At 63.2% G+C, this 25172-nt stretch carries 22 protein-coding genes and 1 tRNA gene; 4 read left to right on the top strand and 19 right to left on the bottom strand.

The window, feature by feature from the left end; translation table 11 throughout:
• Positions 1-265 precede the first annotated feature (265 nt).
• The 8 genes from rplT to DWV48_RS09215 all read right to left on the bottom strand — a co-directional run bounded on the left by rplT (position 266) and on the right by DWV48_RS09215 (position 4616).
• Positions 266-625 (bottom strand): 50S ribosomal protein L20, encoded by a 360-nt coding sequence (rplT, locus tag DWV48_RS07195; protein WP_118654133.1) that lies wholly within the window; start codon positions 623-625, stop codon positions 266-268.
• A gap of 42 nt (positions 626-667) precedes the next feature.
• Positions 668-865, bottom strand: a complete 198-nt coding sequence (rpmI, locus tag DWV48_RS07190; RefSeq protein ID WP_006720997.1) for a 50S ribosomal protein L35 — start codon at positions 863-865, stop codon at positions 668-670.
• Positions 866-892: 27 nt separating this feature from the next.
• Positions 893-1495, bottom strand: a complete 603-nt coding sequence (gene infC / locus DWV48_RS07185) for a translation initiation factor IF-3 (protein ID WP_118654132.1) — start codon at positions 1493-1495, stop codon at positions 893-895.
• A 380-nt stretch (positions 1496-1875) separates the two neighbouring features.
• Positions 1876-1961: transfer RNA gene (locus tag DWV48_RS07180), tRNA-Leu, on the bottom strand.
• A gap of 208 nt (positions 1962-2169) precedes the next feature.
• Positions 2170-3036 carry a class II fructose-1,6-bisphosphate aldolase gene (gene fba, locus DWV48_RS07175; protein ID WP_118654131.1) on the bottom strand — a complete coding sequence of 289 codons (867 nt, stop codon included), beginning with the start codon at positions 3034-3036 and terminating at the stop codon, positions 2170-2172.
• A gap of 127 nt (positions 3037-3163) precedes the next feature.
• Entirely contained in the window at positions 3164-3856 is a 693-nt protein-coding gene (locus DWV48_RS07170) for an MBL fold metallo-hydrolase (protein ID WP_118654130.1), read from the bottom strand.
• 128 nt (positions 3857-3984) lie between these two features.
• Positions 3985-4413, bottom strand: a complete 429-nt coding sequence (locus tag DWV48_RS07165) for a hypothetical protein (RefSeq protein ID WP_118654129.1) — start codon at positions 4411-4413, stop codon at positions 3985-3987.
• A gap of 35 nt (positions 4414-4448) precedes the next feature.
• The gene (locus DWV48_RS09215) at positions 4449-4616 is read right to left on the bottom strand and encodes a hypothetical protein (protein ID WP_158574846.1); all 168 of its coding nucleotides are present in this window, start codon (positions 4614-4616) and stop codon (positions 4449-4451) included.
• 1006 nt (positions 4617-5622) lie between these two features.
• Here DWV48_RS09215 and DWV48_RS07160 point away from each other — a divergent pair.
• Together DWV48_RS07160 and DWV48_RS07155 are read left to right on the top strand one after the other, a co-directional pair.
• Complete coding sequence (locus tag DWV48_RS07160; RefSeq protein WP_233546219.1) at positions 5623-6672, top strand: helix-turn-helix transcriptional regulator; 1050 nt, start codon at positions 5623-5625, stop codon at positions 6670-6672.
• Between the two features lie 131 nt (positions 6673-6803).
• A complete protein-coding gene (locus DWV48_RS07155) occupies positions 6804-7019 on the top strand; it encodes a hypothetical protein (RefSeq protein WP_158574844.1) in 216 nt (71 codons plus the stop codon).
• 206 nt (positions 7020-7225) lie between these two features.
• Here the strand turns inward: DWV48_RS07155 and DWV48_RS07150 are convergent, their stop codons facing one another.
• Together DWV48_RS07150 and recJ are read right to left on the bottom strand one after the other, a co-directional pair.
• The gene (locus DWV48_RS07150) at positions 7226-9532 is read right to left on the bottom strand and encodes a bifunctional (p)ppGpp synthetase/guanosine-3',5'-bis(diphosphate) 3'-pyrophosphohydrolase (protein ID WP_118654141.1); all 2307 of its coding nucleotides are present in this window, start codon (positions 9530-9532) and stop codon (positions 7226-7228) included.
• Positions 9533-9608: 76 nt separating this feature from the next.
• Complete coding sequence (gene recJ / locus DWV48_RS07145) at positions 9609-12971, bottom strand: single-stranded-DNA-specific exonuclease RecJ (RefSeq protein ID WP_118654126.1); 3363 nt, start codon at positions 12969-12971, stop codon at positions 9609-9611.
• A gap of 317 nt (positions 12972-13288) precedes the next feature.
• Here recJ and DWV48_RS07140 point away from each other — a divergent pair, with 317 nt between their 5' ends.
• Positions 13289-14308 (top strand): bile acid:sodium symporter family protein, encoded by a 1020-nt coding sequence (locus tag DWV48_RS07140; protein WP_118654125.1) that lies wholly within the window; start codon positions 13289-13291, stop codon positions 14306-14308.
• Here DWV48_RS07140 and DWV48_RS07135 read toward each other — a convergent pair.
• The 9 genes from DWV48_RS07135 to yedF form a co-directional block, all read right to left on the bottom strand.
• Positions 14295-14975 (bottom strand): copper homeostasis protein CutC, encoded by a 681-nt coding sequence (locus DWV48_RS07135; protein WP_118654124.1) that lies wholly within the window; start codon positions 14973-14975, stop codon positions 14295-14297. The two genes, DWV48_RS07140 and DWV48_RS07135, sit on opposite strands and share 14 nt — an antisense overlap.
• 192 nt (positions 14976-15167) lie before the next feature.
• The gene (locus DWV48_RS07130) at positions 15168-18023 is read right to left on the bottom strand and encodes a molybdopterin cofactor-binding domain-containing protein (RefSeq protein ID WP_199588921.1); all 2856 of its coding nucleotides are present in this window, start codon (positions 18021-18023) and stop codon (positions 15168-15170) included.
• Positions 18020-18943 (bottom strand): xanthine dehydrogenase family protein subunit M, encoded by a 924-nt coding sequence (locus DWV48_RS07125; RefSeq protein WP_118654123.1) that lies wholly within the window; start codon positions 18941-18943, stop codon positions 18020-18022. The genes DWV48_RS07130 and DWV48_RS07125 overlap by 4 nt, the downstream gene beginning before the upstream one ends.
• A gap of 117 nt (positions 18944-19060) precedes the next feature.
• On the bottom strand, positions 19061-20065 hold the full coding sequence (locus DWV48_RS07120; RefSeq protein ID WP_118654122.1) for an XdhC family protein: 1005 nt from the start codon (positions 20063-20065) through the stop codon (positions 19061-19063).
• Between the two features lie 98 nt (positions 20066-20163).
• On the bottom strand, positions 20164-21204 hold the full coding sequence (gene selD, locus DWV48_RS07115; protein WP_118654121.1) for a selenide, water dikinase SelD: 1041 nt from the start codon (positions 21202-21204) through the stop codon (positions 20164-20166).
• A gap of 5 nt (positions 21205-21209) precedes the next feature.
• Positions 21210-22064 carry a selenium-dependent molybdenum cofactor biosynthesis protein YqeB gene (gene yqeB, locus DWV48_RS07110; RefSeq protein ID WP_118654120.1) on the bottom strand — a complete coding sequence of 285 codons (855 nt, stop codon included), beginning with the start codon at positions 22062-22064 and terminating at the stop codon, positions 21210-21212.
• Positions 22065-22151: 87 nt separating this feature from the next.
• A complete protein-coding gene (locus DWV48_RS07105) occupies positions 22152-22391 on the bottom strand; it encodes a DUF3343 domain-containing protein (protein WP_118654119.1) in 240 nt (79 codons plus the stop codon).
• Positions 22388-23542: an aminotransferase class V-fold PLP-dependent enzyme gene (locus DWV48_RS07100; protein WP_118654118.1), complete on the bottom strand. Its 1155-nt coding sequence runs from the start codon at positions 23540-23542 to the stop codon at positions 22388-22390. The genes DWV48_RS07105 and DWV48_RS07100 overlap by 4 nt, the downstream gene beginning before the upstream one ends.
• Before the next feature lie 175 nt (positions 23543-23717).
• Positions 23718-24359: a sulfurtransferase-like selenium metabolism protein YedF gene (gene yedF, locus DWV48_RS07095; protein WP_118654117.1), complete on the bottom strand. Its 642-nt coding sequence runs from the start codon at positions 24357-24359 to the stop codon at positions 23718-23720.
• A 73-nt stretch (positions 24360-24432) separates the two neighbouring features.
• Here yedF and yqeC point away from each other — a divergent pair, with 73 nt between their 5' ends.
• The gene (gene yqeC, locus DWV48_RS07090) at positions 24433-25134 is read left to right on the top strand and encodes a selenium cofactor biosynthesis protein YqeC (protein ID WP_118654116.1); all 702 of its coding nucleotides are present in this window, start codon (positions 24433-24435) and stop codon (positions 25132-25134) included.
• Positions 25135-25172: the final 38 nt, after the last annotated feature.

Here is a 25172-nt window from a genome sequence, read left to right as displayed (position 1 = left end):
ACCCGCGCGGCAAGGAGATATATTGCCAGAGTCGGAGGGGCTGTGAAGCGAGAATCGCTACTTCACATTTCCTCCATAACAGGAACTCTTAACCTCCTATATGAAAAGGAGCTTTGGGCGATCTTCCGCCCTATATAGATGACGACCATTCGGTTCTATTACATGTATGCGGCGGTCATCTGTACGGGATATATACCCTGTTTCGATCGGGTATCCATCGTAAAAAGAAACGGGATGCCCCATGGGACATCCCGTAGAAACGCACTTAGGCCTCAAGAGCCTTCTTGGCGATGGTGGCGAGCTCGTTGAAGGACTCGATGTCCTCGTAGGCCATCTGAGCGAGGACCTTGCGGTCGAGCTCGATGCCGGCGAGCTTCAGGCCGTGCATGAACTGGGAGTAGGAGATGTCGTTCATGCGGGCGGCGGCGTTGATACGGGTGATCCAGAGGCTGCGGATCTCACGCTTCTTGTTGCGGCGATCGCGGTACTGGTACTGGAGGGAGTGCTGCACCTGCTCCTTGGCGTACTTATAGGAACGGGATGCCTGACCGTAATAACCCTTTGCGCGGTTAAGGACGGTACGACGCTTCTTCTTGGCGTTCACAGCGCGCTTGACACGTGCCATATCTAATCAACTCCTAAATGAGATAACAGCGGAAAGGATGGATTAACGGCCGGCGAGGCGGGCGTTGATGACCTTGGCGTCGGCGGCGGCGAGCTCGGTCTCCTGACGGAAGCCGCGCTTGCGCTTGGTGGACTTCTTGGTCAGGATGTGGCTCTTGTAGGCCTTGGCGCGCATGATCTTGCCCGTGCCGCTGCGGCGGAAACGCTTTTTGCTGCCGCTGTGGGTCTTCATCTTAGGCATGGAACTCTCCTTCTGATACCTGGTTGACTACTTATCGCTCGGCTCGGATTCGCCCTCGTTATCGAAGGCGCCCTTGATGGGGGCGAGCAGCATGAGCATGTTACGGCCTTCCAGCTTGGGCTGGGACTCGACCGTAGCGAACGGTTTGAGATCCTCGGCAAGACGCTCGAGCACGTTCAGACCCTGCTCCGGATGCGCCATCTCGCGGCCTCGGAACATGATGGTGATCTTGACGCGCGCGCCCTTCTTGAGGAAGCGCAGGACGTGACCCTTCTTGGTCTCGTAATCGCCCACGTCGATCTTGGGTCGGAACTTCATTTCCTTGACCTCGATCTTGGACTGGTTCTTACGAGCCTGCTTGGCCTTCATGGCCTGCTGGTACTTGAACTTGCCGTAATCCATGACCTTGCAAACCGGCGGATCCGCGTTGGGAGCGATCTCCACCAGGTCGAGGTTCTGGTCATCGGCGATGCGCTGCGCATCACGTGTGTCGAACAGACCGAGCTGCGATCCATCGACGCCGATAAGACGAACGCGCGGAGCGCGAATCTCATCGTTGATGCGGGTGTCATCAGACTTAGCTATCTCGATACCTCCTTCTTGCACTCGTACAAATAAACCCGGAACCATGTGGTATCCGGGTCGACAGCTTTTGCTCGATTTCACGCAAATTGTAGCGTGAGTGCAAGCGTTCGGTTGTGCGACCAGACAGCTACCCAATGGTGCCGAAAGGTGGGGACCCTCAGATCCCGCTTTCCTGCTGGAAAACCAGCGACTCGAGAATGATAGCACGGGAGCGTCTACTCCATGCTTTCCTCACGAGCAATGGATGTGGTGCCCGAGGTGAGATTCGAAGCGGCCGCCTTGCGGCGTCCACATCCGCTCAGGCCAAAGCCTTCGCGGCCTCGCTACAAACAGGCCACGGGCCTGTTTGCTTAACGCTCGGACACTCGCGTGAGTTCGGCTCATTGCTGAACTGCGCTCTGCATCCACGTATCACGTGCCATGCATGGTGCCCGAGGTGAGATTCGAACTCACACGCTGTCGCCAGCGGAGGATTTTGAGTCCCCTGCGTCTGCCGTTCCGCCACTCGGGCACGTAATCACGCTCAGCTATGGTACCACAGCAATCACACCCATGTTGCGAGATTCCGACTAAAGCGCTTGCGCAACTGGTCTGGCTACGAAAGGGGCGCCCGGCTTCTTCCCTAAGCAAACATTCCGCAGGGGAATCGACAAGAGATTCCCCGAGGACGTTTGCGTGGAAAGAAGCCGGGCGCCCCAACTGGTCAGTGACCTAAAACGTTACGCTTTGTTGACGGAACCGAACTCCTCCATGAGCTCCTTGGTGCGGACCACGATGTTGTCGCGACCGGGCTTGAGGAGCTTGCGGGGGTCGAAGCCCTTGCCCTGCTGATCCTTGCCAGCCTCGATGTACTCGCGGACGCCCTTGGCGAAGACGAGCTGCAGGTCGGTGTTGACGTTGATCTTGGAGATGCCCAGGGAGATGGCCTTCTTGATCTGATCCTCGGGGATGCCGGTGCCACCGTGCAGAACGAGGGGCAGGTCGCCGGTCTCGGCCTTGATCTCGCCAAGACGCTCGAAGGAAAGACCGGCCCAGTCGGCGGGGTACACGCCGTGAATGTTGCCGATGCCGCAGGCGAGGAAGTCAACGCCCAGGTCCGCAATCTGCTTGCACTCAGCGGGGTCAGCGAGCTCGCCGTTGGAGGTCACGCCGTCCTCGGTGCCGCCAATGCCGCCGACCTCGGCCTCGATGGACATGCCCTTGGAGTGGGCAAGCTCAACGAGCTCCTTGGTGCGGTCGAGGTTAAGCTGGAAGGTCTCCTCGTGAGAGCCGTCATACATGATGGACGTGAAGCCGGCCTCGATGCACTTGAAGCAGTCCTCGTAAGAACCGTGATCGAGGTGAAGGGCGACGGGAACGGTAACGCCCGTGGCCTCGACGGCAGCCTTGACCATGTCGGCGCAGACCTTGAAACCGCCCATCCACTTAGCGGCACCGGCGGTGCACTGAAGGATCAGCGGAGACTTGGCCTCCTCGGCAGCCTGGAGAATAGCCAGGGTCCACTCGAGGTTGTTGGTGTTGAACGCGCCGAGAGCGTAGTGACCGGCCTCGGCATCCTTGAGCATCTGAGCTGCATTGACGAGCATATTGGACCTCCCATTGTCCATACTCTGAACGGTAAACGTCTGCATTTTACCACGCGAACGGCTCATCTAAACGAGCATTGGGACGTTAGCCAGCTCGACACATCGAGCCGATGTTGAGCCCACGCGCTCACCGATAATGGCGCAAGCCGCGGCGCATAAAGAGGTTCGTCTCGAGCTCACGCGCAATGGTGGTCGTGTCGTTGTGGCCGATGAGACACAAAGTATCGGCGGGCAGGAACGTGCCCATCTTGCCGAGCGAGTCTATCACCTGTTTCTCATTACCGCCTTCGAGATCGGTGCGGCCATGCGCGCCAGGGAACAGCGTGTCACCCACAAACGCCACGTCACCCGTAGTCGCCGCGCAGAAAAGCACGATACCGCCGGGAGTGTGGCCCGGTGTGGCCATGACCTGCAGGACAACGTCACCGAACTCAAACGTGTCCCCCTCGTTGAGCAGACGGTCGGGAGTGGGCGGCATCTCGTGGTCGAACCCCCACATCTCGCGCATGCTCTCGATCGCCCCCGCCATGAAATCTTTGTCTGCCGCGGAGATCATGAACGGCACATCCGGTCCGAGCGCGCGGCGCAGACCCGCCACGCCACCGATATGGTCAGCGTGGCCGTGCGTGCAGATGATGGCGCTCACGCGAGCATCGGGACAGCGCTCGGCAAAGACCTCGGCGAGCTTCTCCCCGTCCCATGCGGGATCGATGATGGCAGCCTCGCCCTTGCTCACGGCGAAGTACGTGTTCGTCTGGATGGGCCCGTTCACCACGCAATGGATGGCGAGCGACCCCCTCTTCTCGAGATCGAGCTTCATATCTACAACTCCTTCGCGGCATGCGTAAAAACAATCGAGGCGAGACTTCGAGTCCCGCCTCGACATTCATTCGATTATCCTACGCCATCCTAAATCGAGCTGACACTCCGAGTGGGCGAAAACCAAATTCACACCCCTCGATACCCGCGAGGCGTATACCAGAAACCCACAAGAGAGATATAGCCCCTTATCCAAGCACTCACTGCCTCAATCCACATTCCGAGCTGAAAAAGCCATATCTCATCGCCCAGAGCATCGATTCTGAATGAAGCCCCCATGCATAGCAGTCCCGAAATGGCAAACACTCGGAAGAAGTATCTTCCATCACTCTTCAGCTTGTTTACGAAGCGGCCAGCATCCGCCTTGGCGTCTTCCTTGGCAAAGCGGGTGATTGGCAGGGCGCTCACTCCACCGCAAACCGCAAAGACGACAATTGAAGCCAGCATACGATCACCTTGCCACAACAAGTTCACGTAGATGAACCCGGCCCACAACGCGATTGAGCCGACAAGAGCAACGGCGATGACCCGTCTCATTGCAGCGCCCATTGGCTTCATCCGAAATCGCCTCCTCGTTTCGGGGCAAGTACCTTTTACCTAGTTACCCCGACAGGCGCCTCAACACTCCAGCTCTTAACCAGTTTTGTGCAAGCGGCGTCAGAATAGAGATAGAAGTCCTTGCGCGTGATCATCTCGGGAACATCGCAGTACCAATGCTTCATGATGATGTACATGTCGGCATGATGGGCGACATTACTCATGATCGTCCAATCTTCGAAAGACAAAGCAAGGCATTTTCGCGGGCATACCCGCCCCGACTCTAAGACGTTTGTTTCTCTCCCCGAGCATCTCAACTCCCCATGCTCCGTTTATTGAACCCATATACATCCTTGCACTCCAGAGGCGTTTCATTTGTCAACAATGGGGGTGCAATTCATATGAAATTAGGCTTCGCTATCTTCTGATACACTTTTTCGAATAATAAGCTGAATCGCTTGACGAATCGAGCTTTCAAATGAACGAGAAACTTTCACTGAGCTTGTGGACCGCCGTTCTTATTTGCTTCCCCAGAGCTGCATATAATCCGACGCTCTCGATCTCATCCTCCAACACAGAAATCGTCCCTCTCTGCATCGCACTTGGCGCATTGCCCTTTTGCAGCAAGGCAATAAAGACCAATCTCAAATATCAGCCTCTCATAAGCCGCTTGGGCCACGCTTCTGCTTAAGTCTTCGTCATCGCCGAAAGCGCGTCCATCCTCTGCTCTGAAGCGTTTCTAGCATATGCAATCCCCCCTGAGGTCGAGAACCTGCTCAGTCTCTGCGTAGCATTTAGCTATTCCTCATCTTTGATATGCTGGGCAATCTTCCTGCAGGCACATTCTCATGAGACGGCTTCGGCAAGCGGGCCAAGATCATTCCTGCTCGCCTACGCTTTGTTCTTCCTCTACGACAAGGCGACTCTTTTTCTTCCTCAGAACAATCCGCTTTGGACGATTGTGCTGTCCTTCCTCTGTGGGCTCGCATTGTTCCTCAAGCTCAAACATAGCCTACACGAGGACAACCAATTGGTCTTTGAACCCTTGTGGCTCATGTCCGGAATGCTCGTTTATCGAGTATCGAGCTTCCTTGTAAACGGCATTGCGCTCACCTATGGTTTTTCCAGCGGCCTGTTCGACAATCAAGTAAATGTATGGTTTTGGGTCCTCCCTCCAGCATTCCTTTTGGGGCTCGCCTGCCATCAACGCATACAGCTGCGCAAGCGGCGTTGCAAGACGCATCCCACCGAACAGCGACCTCATCTCTCCGGCGACGCGGCGACATCGCTCTCGCCAGGGAGAACGAAGTTATCGCTCGCGACTTACTGGGTGAGAAAACGCACTCGACCAGCGACGCAATGGGAATTGCACCAGGAACGATATCCACCCTTCGCTCACGCGCTCGAAAAAAGCTCAATATATCTGCGCACACGGATCTTGAGAGGCTTGTCCGGGACGGGAAAATCCACCTCGACAACCCCGCAGACCCGCCGGCAAACAATCATCTTTCTTGGAAATGTCTGGCGATTAGCCTGCTAGCAGCCCTTATCGTCATCACATCCACTCTGTCGGACACCATAACCCTCCCAAATGGAGACCAGATATTTCAGGCAAGCTACTACTTCATCTGGGGCGCAGGGGTATTGCTGCAGGTTTACAGCCTCGCTTTCATGTCATCTCCGACCAAGTGCTTTCCTTCCCGTGCCCCAGCGAAGACGCCGACAGAAATCGCTATATCGCTCTACAGCCTCTCTGCCTTTGTTGTGATAGGGGCCCAACTGTACTTGGGTCTATTGACCGTCTGCTCACTTTTTATTTGTACGGCGCTTCTTTTCGGATTACTTCACATGTGCGGCAAAAACAAAGAGAGGGCGACGTCCCTCGTCGCGGTTCCCTATTACTCGGGCATAGGGCTAATCCTCTCTCCCATTGTCGGGACCTATTACGAACTCTGGGGGCTACCCTTAATTCTCAATTTCATCGTTTGTGGCATGGCCCTGCTCACCTTCTTCAGGCAATATGGGGCACTCCGGCTCGACAGGCAAACAGAGAAGGCACAGGAAGCAGACGGAATGCTACTGCTCAGCGAATACGGCATTACAGGCCTTCAAGCGAATATAGTTCTCGACTTGGCAAAAGGAATGAGCGTCAAAGAGATTTGCGAAACGCGAAGCACCACGACGAATACCGTCAAATCTTATAGGCGCCGCACGTTTAAAAAACTCGGTGTCCACAGCGTGGAAGAGTTGAGAGAATTAATAAATATCCCCACACATTAAATAGGACGATTTGCACCCCATTGCTTACACATCTGTTGTGGGACAAAAGGGCATAGTTGGAGCAATATCGGCTCTCGACATTTGGAGGGACAATGAGACACATTGTCGCAAATGCAGCAGCACTCATATTGATGGCAGCATCCGTCTTTGGGTTATGCCCGCAACAGGCGGCAGCACAAGCCAGCATTCCCATGACAGCCCATATCTACGAGACGCCAATGACGAAACGCCCGGACAATCTTGTCGAAACACTTAGAATCAATACGTCATTCGCACTCCTGACTTCCAAGAGCCTTACCGCCGAGCACTTCTCGGGTCAGAACATGGGAGTTGAACTCACAGCCTAATCTCCATCAAGTGGCACCTTCACCGTCAAGCTCTACCGCGGCACATCGTATATTGGATCGGCCACGTTGAAGCGAAACGGATATTCCCGAGCCGAATGGACAAACGTCGGCCCGGGAGTCTACCGCTTTGTTTTCTCCAAGACAAATGACGGTAAAGTCGTTACCTGCACGGGGGTTCGCACCTTCTCTTGGTAATCGAAGAGCGGTTAGCGCGACCTGCGCTTCATGGTCTTATTGCCCTCACCCGGCATGAGACGGCGGGCGTCGTAGACGCTCTCGACCGCGCCGATGGCGGCGAGCAGCGGGTCGAGGCGGCTCGCGTCGGAAATCTCGATGAGGAACCGCAGGGTCGCGATGCCCTCGCGACTGGTCGAGGTGGCGGCGGAGAGGATGTTGCCGCCCGCGTCGCCGATGGCGATGGTGACGTCCTTGAGCAGCCCCATGCGATCGATGCACTCGACCACGACCTCGACCTGGAACAAGGCATCGGCGCCCGTATCCCAGCTCACGCCGATCATGCGCTCGGGATGCTCCATAAGCCCCTTGACGTTGGGGCAGTTGGCTCGGTGCACCGACACGCCGCGGCCACGCGTGATGAAGCCCACGATATCGTCGCCCGCGACGGGGTTGCAGCAATGCGCTAGGCGAACGAGCATGCCGTCTCCGTCGGCGCCCTCCACGAGCACGCCGTTGCTGCCCTTCTTGGCACGCTTGGACTGACCACCGGTGCGCGGGGGCTGATGCACTACGCTGGCGATGGCCTCTGCCTTGGCCTCGGCGGGGTTTTGCGGCTGCGGGTCGAGGATTGCCTGGACTTTATTGCCCACGGCGCGCGGCTGCACCTTGCCGGCGCCCACCGCGGCGAACAGGTCCTCAAGCGCCTTGTAGTTCATGTCGCTCGCCACGGCGTTGAGCGCGCGCGTCGAACGCGGCGTGGAGATGCCGTATCCGCGTTTGCGAAGGTCGCGGGCGAGCATCTCGCGACCGGCCGTGGCGTCCTCGTCCTTGGTCGCCGCAGCGAAGTAACGGCGGATCTTGGACTTGGCGCTCGGCGTCTTGACGATGTTCAGCCAGTCGCGCGAGGGCTTGGCGTTTTTATTGGTGAGGATCTCGACGCGATCGCCCATGGCGAGCGTGTGCGTAAGCGGAGCCACGGCGCCGTTGACCTTGGCGCCCACGCAATGGTTACCGACCTCGGTATGTACCGAGTAGGCAAAGTCGAGCGGAGTGGATCCCATGCGCAAGTTCATGACCTCGCCCTTGGGGGTGAAGACGAAGATCTCTTGGTCGTAGAGGTCGACCTTGAGCGAGTGGAGAAACTCCTTGGGATCGTCAATCTCGTCGTTGGCCGCCCAGTCGAGGCTGCGCTTGAGGGCGTTGATCTGGTCGTCGAGGCGCTGGGCGCTCGTTGCCTTGACCGCACTCGAACCACCCGAGCGCTTATAGAGCCAGTGCGCGGCGATGCCGTATTCGGCTTGCTCGTGCATCTCGTACGTGCGGATCTGAATCTCAAGCGGGCGCGCCGTGGGACCGATGACCGTGGTGTGAAGGCTCTGGTAGTTATTCGCCTTGGGCATGTTGATATAGTCTTTAAAGCGCCCCGGCATGGGCGTCCACAGCGAGTGGACGGCGCCGAGGGCGGAATAGCAGTCCGCAATCGAGTTGGTGATGACGCGCAGGGCCACCAAATCGTAGATCTCGGAGAACTCCTTACCCTTGCGCTTCATCTTCTGATAGATCGACCAATAATGCTTAGAGCGACCGGCGATCTGATACCCGGTGAGACCCACACCCCTTAGTTCGTCATCGAGCGCCTTGATAGTCTCGGCCAAAAAGCGCTCGCGAACCTCGCGGCTCTCGCTCACCATGCGGGCGATGCGCTGATAGGCCTCGGGCTCCAGGTAGAAGAAGGAAAGGTCCTCGAGCTCCCATTTAATTGAGCTCATGCCCAAGCGGTCGGCGAGCGGGGCATACACGTCCATGGTCTCGCGCGCCTTGAACAGGCGGCGATCCTCGCGAAGCGCCGCCAAGGTGCGCATGTTGTGCAGGCGGTCGGCGAGTTTGACGATGACCACGCGGATATCGCGGCTCATGGCGAGGAACATCTTGCGCAAGTTGAGCGCCTGCTTCTCATCCATGGTGTCCACGTCGATGTTGGTGAGCTTGGTCACGCCGTCGACGAGCTCCGCGACCGTCTCGCCAAAATACGTGGTCACATCATCCAAAGACGTCGTCGTGTCCTCGACGGTGTCGTGCAGCAGTGCGGCGCACACCACGTCGCAATCCATCTTGAGTTCCGCCAGGATTATCGCGACCTCGACGGGATGATTGATGTACGCCTCGCCGCTGCGGCGCTTCTGTGCACAGTGCTTCTCGGCGGCAAAGCAGTACGCCCGCTCGACCAGGTCGCAATCCTCCTTGCCCATGTACCTGCCCACCAGGTTCGCGAGCTTGTCGAAATTGTCCGCCATGAACTCGGTGGGAAGGTCGTCGGCATGAGCGTAGTGCACCATTTCGGCGCTCGGGCGCAAGGGCTCGGAGCCCTGTTTCCATTCCGTGGCCTTGGGTTGCCGCGTTGCAATCGGCTGTTTATCCATCGATGGTACCTCCCTCGCTCACCTGCGGGGTTATTGGACGGTTCACGCGTGTCAGCATATCACGGGCGGAGGCGGTGAGAGCCCAGTCCCTAAATGCGGAGAATTCCATGCGGGCGTGGATGCCCTCGAGGTACCTAATCGAGCGATCGAGGTCCACGTGCCCGGGATTCTCGACCATCTCGACCTGACGGGAACGCTCGTCGCCGGCCACGCGGGCAAAGCCGAGCTCCTCGAAGATCGCAAGCCCATGCGGGACCGCGCGCTCATCCACCGGTGTACGCGCGTCGATGGCCAGACACATCTGGGCGATATCGAGGTCGCTGGCGCTCAGGGGCGCCCCGGACGCCTCACCGCGATGGCGACGCCACATGGTCTGGAGCGCACGGTACAGCGTAACGAGCTCCCCGCGTTCGGGGGCGGCGGCATCGAGCAGCCGCTCGTTGATGCGGGCGTCGCGACGCGAGTAAAGCAGATGGATGCGAGCCGGGGCACCATCGCGTCCAGCACGACCGCTCATCTGGTTGAATTCGGTAGAACCAAAGGGCATGTGGTACAGCACCACGTGGCGGATATCGGGCAGGTTCACGCCCTCGCCGAACGCAGATGTGGAGACGATGCAGGTGAGTGCACCGTCACGAAACGCCGATTCGACGACGGCGCGATCGGCCCGGCTGAGACCGGCGTTGTAAAAGGCGATGCGCTCCCCCAATTCCGGCACGCGTCGGCGCAGCGTACGGCAAAGCGCGACGGACTGGTCGCGCGAGTTGACGTACACCACGCATTTTTCCCCGGTGGCGACGATGGAGACCAGACGGTTCTCGCGACTGGAGAGATCACGCTCGTCATCGAGATCGAGGTTGTCGCGTATGGCGGCGTCAACGACGACGTTGTCGATGCGAGCAAGACGGCAAATCTCGGTCGCGACGTCCGTCGATGCCGTCGCGGTCGCGGCAAGGACACGGGGGGCGCCCAACTGGTCCAAAATCGCTGGAAAATCGAGGTATGCGGCGCGGTCCCCGCCCTTTGCTCCCGCCATGTGATGTGCCTCGTCCACGACGACGAACCCAACGCGGCGCGAGACGGCGAAACGGTCGCGATGAATGGAGAGGAACTCGGGCGTGGTGAGGACGATATCGATTTTGCCAGCGACAAGCTGGTTAAACAGGCGGTCGCGAACAGCCGATGGGGTCTCTCCCGTAAGCACGCCGACGCGCGCGCCGAGTTTGGCGAGCGTTGAGGTGAGGTGAAACGACTGGTCGGCCACGAGGGCGCGCAACGGGTAGACGAACACGCTCACCATGCCATTGGCGATTGCTTCGCGCATGGCATGCACATGGAAGATGAGCGATTTGCCCCGGCCCGTGCCCATGACGGCAAGGGTGTTGCGACCGCCCTTGAGGGCGTCGAGGGCCTCGAGCTGCGCGCGATGCGGAGTGGCGGAACCAATCATCGTATGGATGAGTGAGCGCGTGAGCTGGTCATACGGCAGTCGAGCCAGGGCGGCGCGACGGTCGGCGTCAACCGGTACGGGCACCTCGGCGGCGGGTGCCGCACATGGCGTGCCGTCGGTGAGGGGGTTTTGGGCCGTCGAAGCGTCGCACGAGAGGGGCGGAAGCTCGGGCAGCCCCACGCGCCCGCCGTCGGAGCACGACCGGCAGAGGATATCCTTGACCATGAGCTTGGGCTTGACGCGGCCCTGCCAGCACTCGGCGACCGCCTCGAAGACGAGATCGACCACCGTATCGCAGTTGACGAGCGCGTCGACTTGCGCGACGCGGAACATGATGGCCGGAACGCTCGCGGCGCCATCGGTCGCCACGAACCGCATATGGTCGCCCGTCTTGCCCACCACGGCACGATCGCACATGGTGACACCGCAAGCAGCGAGCAGGGGCACTTTGTTGCCTTGCCCGAATGGCTCGAGCATGCCGATCTGGCGAATGGTGTCGATATCAAGTTCCGAGAGGCGCACCGTCGCCGCCACCTCGCCGCGGTCTTCGAAATCTTCCCGCGGGAGTTCCGCGAGCACCGCATCGAGCCGTTCGCGCAGCGCATCGAGATTTTCCGCGACACACGTCACGCCCACCGCACCGGCATGACCGCCAAAACGAATGAGCAGGTCCGAGCACTTCTCGACCGCCTCGAAGAGGTTCACGTTACCCACGGAGCGACCGGAGCCGCGGGCAATGCCGTCTTCAATCGAGAACAGAAGGGCCGGTACGTGGTAGCGGTTGACCAGCCTGCTCGCCACAATGCCCTTCACGCCCTCATGCCACCCCTCGCCGCCCACGATGATGCAACGGCCGCCGTCATACGTCCTCTCGACGAGCTCCTCAGCCTGCTCGGTGAGCTCTGCCTCGATGGTGCGGCGTTCCTGGTTGATCTCCTCAAGGCGCGAGGCAAGCGACGCCGCTTCATCGGGGTCACGGGCCATAAGCAGGTCGAGCGCCAGGGTGGGGTCGGCCATGCGTCCGGCGGCGTTCAAGCGCGGAATGAGCGAGAACGAAAGCCCATCGGCGGTGATGGCAGAGAGGTCCGTTCTGGTCACCGCCGCGAGCGCGACGTAACCGGGCCTTGTCGTTGTGCGCATGTGGGCAATACCGTCTGCCACCAGCGCGCGGTTCTCGGGCGTAAGAAGCATCATGTCGCTCACCGTTCCGAGGGCGGCGACCTCGGTAAACGAACGCCATAGCTCGGGCATGCCCAGCCGCGATCCCAGGACCTGCACCAATTTGAGGGCAACGCCGACGCCGGCGAGCTCGCGGCTGGGGCCTCGCCCGTCAATCTTCGGGTCGGTGACGGGAATGCCCTGGGGCACAAGGTCGGCGGGCTCGTGATGATCGGTCACCACGATGTCGATGCCTCGCTCCGTGAGGTAGCCCACCTCATCACGAGCGGCAATGCCGTTGTCGACCGTGATGACGAGCGATGGCGAGCACGCCTCGATCACGCGGTCGAGGGCCTGACAGGTCAAGCCGTAGCCTTCGTCGAATCGATGAGGTATGAAGGGCTGGACACGCGCACCGAGCGCGCGCAAAGCCTCGGTGAGCAGGCAGGTGGACGTGATGCCGTCGACGTCGAAGTCGCCGAACACGGCGATGGGCTCGCTGCTCCGCACCGCCCGCTCCACACGATCCGCCACCTCGGCCATGCCGGGGATGATAAGGGGATCCGCCCAGTCCCTTTCCAGCGAGGGAGTGAGGAACAGGCGACCCTCCTCAACCGAGCGGATCCCATGGGCGACCATGATGCGCGCCACGAGCGGCGCCACGTCCAGCCCCGCGGCGAGCTCGCCCTCAAGCTCGGGATCGCTTGCCGCCACGCACCAGTGATGAGTCGTCTTAAGCGATGCCATGGCCATCCTCCTTTCCCAAAGAAAGGAGGGACGAATGGGTGGGGCCGCTTGCAGCGAATGCGCGGCCGATGCGGATCACGCTCGACATAAGATCAAATCCTTGATGATTGCCCGCTGCGGCGGGCGTGCGTTTTGAACGTCTCCCAGTATACACGCGTGACTCGACAAAACGTCTCCTTCCCGGCAGGCGGCGGAGATGCTCCCGTAAAGACAAGCGTCGACGCATATTCGACATGCGCATCGCCTTGGGTCGTAACAACCCTGTAACGCGTACGGACTATGCTTGGGTACCCATAGGAGGCGGCGAAAGGAGCAGCATGGGCGCATGGAGACGACTGGGGAAGGCGATTGGCGCGCGAATGCCCTTCATTGTCCCGCTCTGCGTCACCGCGGGCGTCCTGTTCCCCGGGGTGTTCGGCCCCATCGAGACGGTCGTCCCGTTCCTCTTCGCCTTCATGACCTTCCAGGGATCGCTCAACAACACCTTCCGCCAACTCGCCGAGACGGTGCGGCATCCCCTCCCCCTCTTGGTCATACTCGGCGTCACGCTTGTGTTCATGCCGGTTGTTGCATTCGGCATGGCGTCGATCCTATTCGCCGGGGACACGCAGATCATCACCGGAGTTCTGCTGGAATACAGCGTGCCCATCGGCATCGTCAGCTTCATGTGGGTCGGCATGTTCTCGGGCAACACGGCGCTTGGGCTCAGCGCCATCCTCGTCTCGACGGTGCTCTCGCCGTTCTCCATCCCGTTCACACTCAGCGTCCTCATGGGCGCGACCATCCAGATGGACACCATCGGCATGATGGTCAACATGGTGTTCATGATCGCGCTGCCGGCCCTTGCCGGCATGGCGGTGAACGACCTCTCGCGCGGCTGGGGGCACGAGAAGCTCTCCCCCGTCATCGACCCGCTGTGTAAGGTTCTGCTCGTCGTCATCATCACCGCGAACTCAACGGAGCTGAGCGAGTACGTCCTGAATATGACCTGGGAGCGGGCAGGGGTCGCCCTGTTTATCCTACTGTTCGCAAGCACAGGCTTTTTGTGGGGCATGATCGCCGCGCGCCTGCTGAATCAACCGTTTTCCACGCTCGTGACCATGGGGTTTGACTGCGGGCTCCGCAACATCTCATCGGGCGCGGTCATAGCGACGCAGTATTTCCCCGGCGAGGCGGTCTTCCCCGTCATGTGCGGGACCATCTTCCAGCAACTCCTCGCCGCGATCTTTGGGCGCATCATGACGCGTCTCACCGAACGCGAACGCGCCGCCGAGGTCAAGCTCGTGCGGCGCGGATGGGCGTCGGCGAAGGGGCATGGCCCGTCTAGCCGAGCTTGACGATCTTCGTACCGTGCAACTCGTCAACGCCAAGCGCCTCGGCGACGCGTGCGGCGTTCTGGTGGGTGATGCCGCCTCCTGGCAGGATGACCAGGCGTCCCGCTGCGCGCTCGATGCAGGCGCGGAGCTGATCGAAATTGTCCTCGATCGGGGCGCCCGCGGCGCCGCCGTGCGTGAGGATGTGGTCGACGCCGAGGCCGGCGAGGACGTCGATCGCCTCGAGCTGCTCGGAGGCGGAAAGCTCATCGAACGCCATATGGAACGTGACGCCCATGCTGCGGCCGCGCATCTCGCCCACGCCGCGCGCGACCTTGATGAGGCGCGTCGTAGCATCTGCGTCAAGCTCGAAGCCCTTGCCTTTGGAGCGACGCTTGAGGCACCCGATCACGATGCCGTCCACGCCGTTGGCGCCCGCATAGCGGATGTCAGTCTCCATGGCCTTCATCTCGGCCTTCGAATAGTCGAAATTGCCCTTGCGCGGCCGGATGATCACGCGCACCTCGGCATCTTCGTGGGCATGCACGATGCCCACCGCCTGCTCGATCACGCCCGCCGACGGCGTGGTGCCTCCTTGCGCCAGGTTGTCGCACAGCTCGATGCGGCCGGCGCCGGCACGCAGCGCGGCCTCGATGTTGGTGAAGTTCTCGGCGCAGTATTCGAACAGCATGGCGCTTTCCTCTCGAAATGTGTCTCGGTTCCAGCCGGTCGTCATCGGCCCCGGCATCGGCGCGTCCATCCTAGCGCATGGGCAGGGATACGATGAGCCTAAGGGTAGGAATGTCGAAAATCGGGACCCTCGCGGGCCGTTTTTTCGACATTCCCGCCCTCGACTCCGCCTTGCACACGCCTCGGGTTGGGACTAGGACTCGGGTTGGGCGACGAGCACCTTCTCGGGCGTGATGGGCAGGTCGCGCACGTACGCGCCGGTGGCATGGGCCACAGCGCTCGCGATGGCGGGCGCCGGCGTGTTGATGACGACCTCGCCGATGGACTTGGCGCCAAACGGGCCCGTCGGCTCGTAGCTCGGCTCGAACGCCACGCGGATCTGCGGGATGTCCAGGCGCGTGGGCAGGCGGTACGTCATGAACGAACGGCCGCGTGAACGGCCCGCCGCGCTGTAGGACACCTCCTCGGTGAGCGCCATGCCGATGCCCTGCGCAATGCCGCCCTCGGCTTGCACGCGCGCGAGGGCGCTGTTGACGATGGTGCCGCAGTCGACCACGCCGACGTAGTCCACGAGGCTGACCTTGCCGGTCGCCTTCTCGACCTCGACCTCGGCGATGCCCGCCATGAACGGCGGCGGCGACACCGGGGAGCTCGCCGCGGCGTGGGCGGTGAGGCAATCGCCCGCGCCGCCGCGCACGCATTCGTTGGCGAAGGCGCGCACATCGAGCACGCGGCCGGCCTCGAGCGCCCCCTCGACAGGCTCCCCGTCTTCACCGGCCTCGTAGACGTGCTCGCCGTCGAAGGCGACCCGCTCGGGCTCGAGGCCCCACCAGGAGGCGGCCTGGGCGCAGATCTTCTCCCTCAGCTGGGCGGCCGCGCGCTTGGCGGCCATGCCCGAGATGTAGGTGCCCGAGGACGCATAGGCGCCCGTGTCGAACGGGGAGACATCCGTGTCGACGCCGCGCACCACGATGGCATCGGGGTCGAACCCGAGTTCCTCGGCGGCGATCTGGGCGAGGATGGTGTCGCACCCGGTACCCACGTCGGTGGCGCCGATCTGCATGGCGATGAAGCCCGACTCCTCGAGGCGCAGGTCGACCGAGCCGATGTCGATGCTCGAGATACCCGACCCCTGCATGGTCACCGCGACGCCGAGGCCGCGGACCCGATCGCCGAGGTCGTGCACAAGCCCCTTCTCGTCCCAGCCGATCATCTCGCGCGCCGTCAGCAGGCAGTCGTCGAGCTTGCAGCTGTTGAGCGGCTCGTTGTGGTACTGGGGCATGATCTCGCCCGCCTGCACGAGGTTTTGGCGGCGCAGCTCGATCGGGTCGATGCCCAGCTCGTCGGCGAGCTCGTTGACCGCCGATTCGACGGCGAAGCAGCCCTGCGTGGCACCATACCCGCGATAGGCCCCGCCGCGCATCGTGTTCGTGTACACGACATCGTAGGTGAAGCGACTCGCGAGTACATGATTGTAGATGGGCAGCGACTTGGCGCCCGAGAGCCCCACCGTGGTGGAACCGTGCTCGCCGTACGCGCCGGCGTTGGAGAGGGTATGCAGGTCGATCGCGGTGATGGTGCCATCCTTCTTGGCGCCCACGCGCACGTGGAGCACCATCTGATGACGCGAGTTCGAAGCGGCCAGCGTCTCCTCGCGCGTGTAGACGACCTTGGCGGGGCGGCCGGTGCGCTGCGCCACGAACGCGGCGAAGACCTCGCAGCATCCCGTCTGCTTGGCGCCGAAGCCACCGCCGACGCGCGGCTTGACGATGCGCACCTGCGACTGCGGAATCTCGAGTGCTCCGGCGACCTGGCGGCGGATATGGAACGGCACCTGCGTGGAACTCGTCACCGAAATGCGACCGAACGCGTCGATGGCCGCGAATGCGCAGAAGGGCTCCATCATCGCCTGGGCGGCGGCCTGCGTCTCGTACGTGCGATCGACCACGACGTCGGCTTCGGCAAAGGCGGCATCGAGGTCGCCCACCGTGTTCTCGCCATGGGCCATGAGGTTCCTCATGCGGTCGCCGCCGAGGTCGTAGTTGAGATGGTAATCGGACTCGTCATGGATGACGGCGCCGTGAGCGGCGGCATCCTGCGCGTCGCGCGGGTCGAGGACGGCGGGCAGCACCTCGTAATCGACCTTGATGAGACGCAGGGCGCGTTCGGCGGCCTCTGCGGTCTCCGCGGCGACGATGGCCACCTCATCGCCCACGTAGCGCACCTTGTCCTCGAGGATCAGGCCGTCATAGGGGCTCGGCTCGGGATACGACTGGCCGGCGAGCGTGAAGCGCGTGCGCGGCACATCCTCGTACGTGTACACGCCGATGACCCCGGGGACCTTCGTCGCGCGGGAGGTATCGATGCGGCGGATACGCGCATGGGCGTGGGGGCTGCGGAGGAATTTGACCGCTAGGGCATCCGTAGGAGCAAGGTCATCCGTGTAGGCGGGCTTGCCGGCGAGCAGGGCCGCCGCGTCCTTCTTGACCGTGGGGTGCGCAATGCGCTCAAAGCCGTCACCGGTGCGCGCGTCGGATTCGTCGCAGGTCGGACGCTGCTCGATGACGGGCAGTTTGAAACCGACCGTCACGCCCTCCTCGCGCAGGTAGCGCACGATGCCGCGCAGCTGACTCTCGTAGCCGGTGCAACGGCAGAGGTTGCCCGAGAGTTTGCGGGAGAGGTCCTCGCGCGTGGCGACGAGCGAGGGGTCGTCGTCGGCGGCGCGGGCGAGCGCGAGCACGTTCATGATGAGGCCCGGGGAACAGAAGCCGCACTGCTCGGCGCCCTCCTCGGCCATGCAGCGCGCCAAACCGGCGGACTCCGCCTGCAGCCCCTCGAGCGTGGTGACCGCGCGGCCCTCCACGCGCGCCATGGGCACGGCGCACGAGAGGACGGGGCGCTCGTCGAGCCACACCGTGCACAAGCCGCAGCTCGTGGTCTCGCAGCCGCACTTGACGGACTTGCATCCGTGCGAGCGCAGGAAGTCGAACAGGGTCATGTCCGGGGCGACGTCCTCAACGATGCGCCGTCCGTTCAGGGTGAGTTTCATCGAGCGGCCTCCTTGGCAGCGGAATCAATCGGGGCTGTTGGGACGCAAGAGCCCGACGGGGACGCGGCAGCATCGCCCTCGAATGCACGCGCCTCCAGCTCGAAACGCTCCTCGAGAGAAGGCGGCACCTCGATACCGGCCGCTTCGCAGATCGCGCGGACGGCGAGCACGCCCGCAAGGTGGCGACGGTAGGCGGCACCGGCAAGGTAATTCGTGCCGTAATCGAGTGAGCGAACGGCCTCGAGGGCGCAGGAGAGCTCCTCGCGAGAAGGCTTGGGCGTGCCGCAGCCGAGCTCCTCATCCGCGAGCAGGCGCGCACGCAGCGGTCGGGCGCCCACCGACACGTGCCATGCATCGCCCCACCAGGCGGCGCACACGTTCACCACGGGGAAATCAGTCGCCTGACGACGAAGGCAGCCGTAGGCGGCCTTGTACGGACGACGATGGACCACGAGGTGCTCGAGCACGTCGCGCTCATAGGGACTCGCGGCAAAGGTGGACAGGTCGATGCGGCCGGCGCCGGTGAACTTGACCCCGGCGTCGAGGGCCATGAGCGCCGTGAGGACATCAGAAAAGCCGAATCTGCCGTACAAGCTGCCGCCCACGGTTGCGAGGTTGCGGAATTGGACGCCCACGATGTCGTGCACCGCGTGCTCGAACACGCCGCAAGTCGCGCTGTTGAACGCCGCATCGTGCTCGAGGTCCGCCAGCGGAGTCATGGCGCCGACGACGAAGGCATCGTCGCTCTCCTCGATATAATCCAGACCACAAGCGGACAGATCGATGGCGCACGCGATGGCTCGGCGCCCTTGACGCAGCCACAGGCCGCCCCCTAGCACACGGGCGCCGCGGTTGGCGAGCAGCATCTCATGCGCCTCGGCGGTCGTCGCCGGAACGAGGCGCTTGGCGAACTTCAGCATATCCTCCCCTTTTCACGTTTGAAGGCAACCTCGTCATTTTACCTTGACGGCACCAGTGGAGGATATGAGCCACCGGAAGATGTGAACGAGGCTCCGAAGCTCCGGCCAAGCCCCGGTCTACATCGAGCGGCGCACGTCCACCACTTGGGCGGCGATGGAGACGGCGATTTCCTCCGGTGTCTCGCAGGCGATCGGAACACCCACCGGCATGTGGATCGAATCGATCGCGTCGGCAGGAAACCCGGCTTCCCGCAGACGCGCCCGAGTATGCGCCGCCTTCTTCTTGCTGCCCAAACACCCCACGTACCGAGGACGGGCGGACAAGACCTGCGCCAAGACGTCGAAATCCGATGCGTGGCCCGCCGTGCAGACCACCACGAAGTCCCGCGCATCAATCGAGACGCTCACAGAGAGGTCCCCGTAATCGACGCGGAGGCGCTCCACGGTGCGGGGCAGATGGGCGAGCCCGAGGACTTCGGCGCGATCATCGCATACCACGACCTCGAATCCCGCGAACGCCAAGACCTCGGCGAGGGAACGACCCACATGTCCGCACCCGAAAACGTACGCACGACCCTCGTGGAAGATCGGCTCGCGATACCACGTGCCGACAACGCCCGGTCGGGCGCCCCCATCGCCAGAGCACTCGATACGCATGCGCGGAGTGCCCTGCACCGTGCGGGAGGCGTCCGGGCCGTGTTTCCCCGGCCCGAGGGACCCGCCGAATGCGGCGAGGTCAATAGCGAACACGCCTTCGGAACGCGCGCCGAACATGGCGGTCATCTTCTCCAACATGAGACGATGCTCCCCGCCCATGCGCATGAAAAGCAGCTCAACGGCACCGCCGCACACCATGCCGGTGTCGCTTTGCGCCCCGCCGATGGTATAGCGCACGAGCCTCGACCCACCCGACGCCAGCAGCAACCGAGCGTCCTCGATGGCCCGGGCCTCCAACGCTCCCCCGCCGACCGTGCCCTCGATGCGGCCGTCGTCGAACACCGCCATCCAGGCACCCGGCTCGCGCGGGGCGGAGCCTGCCGTCTCGACCACGATGACGAGCACCGCAGGCACATCCCGGTCGAGCGCGCCGATCAAGCTGTCGATAGTTTCGATCTTGCGCATGGGGACTTCCTTTCTCGAATGGTCTCTTGCGCATGCGCGAGCGGCTCGATACGGGCCCTCTTCCGCCGAGCGAGCGTCTGCGTGTTGTCAGGCGTGCCCTAATGCACGCGGACGCGGGACGATCCCGGCTCGCGCTCCACTACATGCCCCACCAGACGCGCCGCGGGGACGACCGGGTCGAGATCTGCGAGCAACGCGGACGCGTCGGCAGGATCGACCGAGATCATGAGGCCACCGGAAGTCTGCGGGTCGAAGAGCACGTCTGCCATGTCGAGTGGGATACCCGAGAGGTCCGCCGCGTCCTCCGCGTACCGGCGGTTGCGATAGGCGCCTGCCGGTACGATGCCCATAGCCGCCAGGTCGCGCGCCCCATCGAGTAGCTCGAAGGCAGCGGCCTCGAGTTCGATTGCCGCATCCGCCCCTTGCGCCATCTCGAGCATATGCCCCATAACGGCGAAACCCGTCACATCCGTGCACGCGTGGACGCGATAACGAACCATCGCGTCACGCGCGGGGCGGTTGAGCGTCATCATAAGGGATTCGACCTCGTCCGCGGCGGCCCTCCCCACCAAACCCGCCTTGGCGGCGGTCGTCACGATGCCGATGCCGAGCGGTTTGGTGTAGATGAGCGCGTCGCCCACATGCGCGCCGGCGTTGGTGAGGATGCACCGCGGATGCACGAGACCGGTCACCGCCATACCGTACTTGGGCTCGCGATCGTAGATGCTGTGTCCTCCGCACACAATGGCACCGGCCTCGGCGACCTTAGTGGCGCCGCCGCGCAGAATCTCGCGCACCGTGCCCGGATCAAGGTCCTCGGGGATCATCATGATGTTGAGTGCCGTCTTGGGCTCCCCTCCCATGGCGTAGATGTCGGACAGCGCGTTCGTGGCGGCGATCGCGCCGAACACGAAGGGGTCATCGGCGATGGGCGGGAAGAAATCGAGGGTCTGGACCAGGGCGACGTCATCGCTCACGCGGTAGACCGCGGCGTCGTCGGCGCGGTCGAAGCCCACGAGCAGGTTGGGGTCGCGCGGCTGCTCGAACCCCTCAAAGAGCTTTGCGAGCTCGCCCGCGCCCACCTTGGCGCCGCACCCGGCGCATGCGGCGAGCTTAGTCAATTTCACGTCTTCGGACATTGCCGTCACTCCCCTTCCGGAAACGCCGTCGGGGCCACTTCGACACGCGGGGCCGGCGCCGCGGTCAGGCGACCAAGGGCGCCGCTCAGCCGCAAGATCGCCTCAAGCACGCCGCCGCCCACGGCACTCGCCTTGTCGCTCACCGTATCGCAGAACGACGCATCGCCCCGTGGGTCGATATCGCCGGACTTCATGCCACGCAGCACGTGGACACCGGGGGCAAGCAGACCGCGCAGGACACCGTCTATCGTGGCGGGCATCGGCACGCCATCGACGCGCGCGACCACGTCTCCCGTGCGGACGATGTCGCCGATCGCGGCGAGGGGATCGAAGGTGCCGTCGGCCGGCGCGCGCAGGACGCGCTCGGACCCATGCCCGCCGATGATGCCGGGGATGCCCGTGTTCGCGATGGGGCTTCCCTCATAGAGGGCCCGGCCGAGATAGTGGCCGCGCTTGGTCTCCACCGCCGCATGGCAGTCCACGCCCGCGGTGAAACCGGGCCCCACGCCTATGACGACCGGGGCCATGTCGATCGTCGTGCCGAGGTTTTTCTTGGCGAGGATCGCATCGACGACCACATCGGGAGCCATCTCGCCCAGCATATCGGCTGCGGGGTCCACGACGACGGCGATGTCGCTCGTATCCGCGATCGCACGTGCCTGCGCCGCATCGTGCGCCAGGCGGGCGCACACGCCCTCGACGCACGCCTCGCCCAGGCGGATGGCCTCGCAAAACGCCACGGTGCGGCGGATGCACGTAGGCTCGGCGATGTCGGCCATCACCACGGCGAGGCCGGCACGATGCAGGCGCAGCGCGATGCCCGTGGCGATATCGCCCGCCCCTCTCATGTAGACCAGCATGTCCATTCCTCCCATCAAGCCCAGATGGGCACCCGCGCACGTCGATGCGAACCGCGATGACGCATACGTGGGGCCCTGGCCCGAACACTACAACATCAGGTCGTGATACCCCGCCGGCTCGACGGCGCCAGCGACGGCCGCCTCGAACGCCGCGCGCGCGGCGGGTGGCATCTTCCACGCCAACCCGCAGTCGGCGTGGATCTGCACGGGCGTGGGGATGATGCGCCCCGGAACCCCCGCCTGGGTGCAGGCGAGCTCCGCGCGCACGGCATCGTGCGTGCTGGAAAACGAGACCACGCAGACGGGCTCGGGCGCACGAGTGCTCATGCGCGCACCTCCTCAGCCGAGATCTCTGCCAGGGCAGCCAAGGCGACGTCCACTTCCGCCTCGGTCGTGAACTGGCCGAAGGAGAAGCGCACCGAGCCCGTCTCGATCGTTCCCAGCGCGCGGTGCATGAGCGGGGCGCAATGCAGGCCCGCCCGCGCGGCGATACCGTACCGGCTGGCGAGGACGTCGGCCAACTGTGAGCTGGTCATGCCGACGAGATTCAGCGCCACAACCGGCGTGTGGCCAAAGGCGGCGTCACCCGCACCATAGGGCACGACGCCCGGGATGGCCCGCGCAGCCCGGGCGAAGCGCGACCGCAGGCGCTCCTCGTAGGCTGCCACGGCCTCGACGCCGCGTTCATCCAGATAGCGCACTGCGGCTTCCAGACCAGCGAGACCATGGCCGTTGAGCGTCCCCGCCTCGAGGTGCTCGGGCCAGGCCTCGGGCTGGAACGGATCGGCGGAATGCACGCCCGTGCCGCCTTGGAGCAAAGGCTCGATGTCGATGCCGGGTGCCGCGATGAGACCGCCTGTCCCCGTAGGGCCGAGTAAGGCCTTGTGACCCGTGAAACACAGGACGTCGATGCCCGTGCGCTCCATATCCACGGGGATATGCCCTGCGGTCTGCGCCGCGTCGACCACGAGCAAGGCACCGGCTGCGTGCGCGATGGCGGCGACACGCTCGATGTCGACCACGTCTCCCGTGAGGTTCGAGGCGTGGCTGCACACCACCACGCGCGTGGCCGGCGTGACCGCTCGCTCGAGCGCACGATAATCGAGCACGTGGGCGACGTCGAGGCCCACGTGCTCGATCTCGACGTCGGCGTCGCGCGCCAGCACGTTGAGCGGGCGAAGCACCGAGTTGTGCTCCGTCACCGTGGTGACCACGCGGTCATGCGCGCGTACGAGCCCGAAGATGGCCGTGTTGAGCGCCTGCGTGGCGTTGGCGGTGAAGATGACGCGGTCGGGATGGCTGCTGCCCAAAAGGTCGGCCACGGCCATGCGGCACGTGAGCGCGGTGCGCGCCGCGGCCAGGTCGCCCTCAGCCGTACCGCGGCTCGAACTCCCGAGTGCCGTCATCGCGGTGGCCACCGCATCGACTACGCACGGCGGCCTCACGAGCGATGTCGCCGCGCAATTGAGATATATCACCGCATTCGCCTTCCTTTCGCTCCAACCATCCCATCGCTCCGGGGACCTGAGCGCATCGTCCCGCGCGCAGTTCCGCACGAGCTGGAGGGCACTTAATGTGCCCTCCGCGCGAGCTCAGGACTGTCCGAGCACGGGATGATGCGCGCAGGTCCCCGGGGGCGATGGGATACCTGCATCACAGGGATACGACGCCCTCGGGGGCGAGGAAAATCTCGGATAGGGCGTACAGGTTCGTCACGCCTCCCACGGCGAGCTTCTCCTTGATGCCAAAGAAGTCCAGGCACGTGCCGCAGGTGAGGATCTCGCAACCGCGTTCCTCGAGTTGGCGGATGTCCTCGAGAGAGACCGAGCCCTCGCAGGTGAGGCGGGCGCCCCCGTTAAAGAAGACCATCTTGGCAGGCGGGGTGTCGGCGTTGGCGAAGGCGTAGATGAGGCCCTTCATGAGAATCGAGCCGAGCTCCTGGTCGCCGCGCCCCATGAACTCGCTGCCCACGGCGATGACCTTGCCGGCAACTTGGGCAACCGCGGGCAGCGGGATGTCGCATGAGGGCTCGAACGGTTCCGCGGGGGTCTCGTCACCCGGCTCTCCACCGGCGATGACGACGCGCCATCGGGCACCGGGCTCCTCCTGCGCAATCTCGACCCCGCGCTTGCGCGATCCCGCCAAGCGTTTGAGGTTCTCGACCGCGACCATGTTGTCGACGAGTACCTCGACCGCCTCGGCTGAACGTCCGGCGGCGGCGAGGGCGTCGAGCTCCTTGGACGTCATGATCACGGGCTGGGGGCATGTCTTCCCCAGGGCATCTACAACGGACATGTGAACTCCTTTCGCGCGCGAGGCTCGGCGCGCATCTACATGGTACCGTTACGGAAGACCGAACGGAGGATGCATGGACACGACTTGGGGCATCGCCGACCTGCTCGCACGTCACCGAGGCATCATCGCCGTGGTGGGAAGCGGGGGCAAGTCGACACTGCTCACCAGCGGCGGACGCGCGCTCTCCGCCCAAGGGGCGCGCGTGGTGCTCGCGACCTCGACGCATATGCTCCCCCCGTCGAACATGTCGCTCCTGGACGGCGTGGAGCGGCTCGATGCCGTCCTCGCGCGTGACGGCATCGCGGCGGTCGGAGCGTTTGACGCCACGACGGGCAAGGTCGCCGAGCCCCCGTGCGGCATCGATGCGCTCGCCGCGCATGCCGATTACGTGCTCGTCGAGGCGGATGGGTCGAGATGTCTGCCCCTCAAGGCCCACGCAACCTGGGAGCCGGTTATCCCCGCCCGCGCGTCCCTAGCCGTCCTCGTGGTGGGGGCGAGTGGCTTCGAGCGACCAATCGCCCGGACCGTACACCGACCCGAAGTCTTCTGCACGCTCACCGGGGCGAAGCTGGAGGCTTCCGCAACACCCGAACTCGTCGCACGCGCCATCGCCGCCGAGGGCCTCGTGGACGCGAACGGCCTCGTCATCGTCAACCAAGTCGACGATGACCGAGCAGCGCGGCAGACGCGCTCCTTCGCTGCGGAGCTCCGTCGCTCGTGCCCCGCCTCCATATACGCCGGATCCCTGCGAACCGACCGGCTGCAGCGCATTTGAATCCCGCGAGCGCGCTTTGCGAACTCGATCCCTCGCCG

It is taken from the genome of Collinsella sp. AF08-23 (assembly GCF_003479805.1).
In the GTDB taxonomy this organism is placed as follows: Bacteria; Actinomycetota; Coriobacteriia; order Coriobacteriales; family Coriobacteriaceae; genus Collinsella.
The sequence above is the reverse complement of the archived record's forward strand: the minus strand, read 5'-3'. Positions and strand labels throughout refer to the sequence as shown.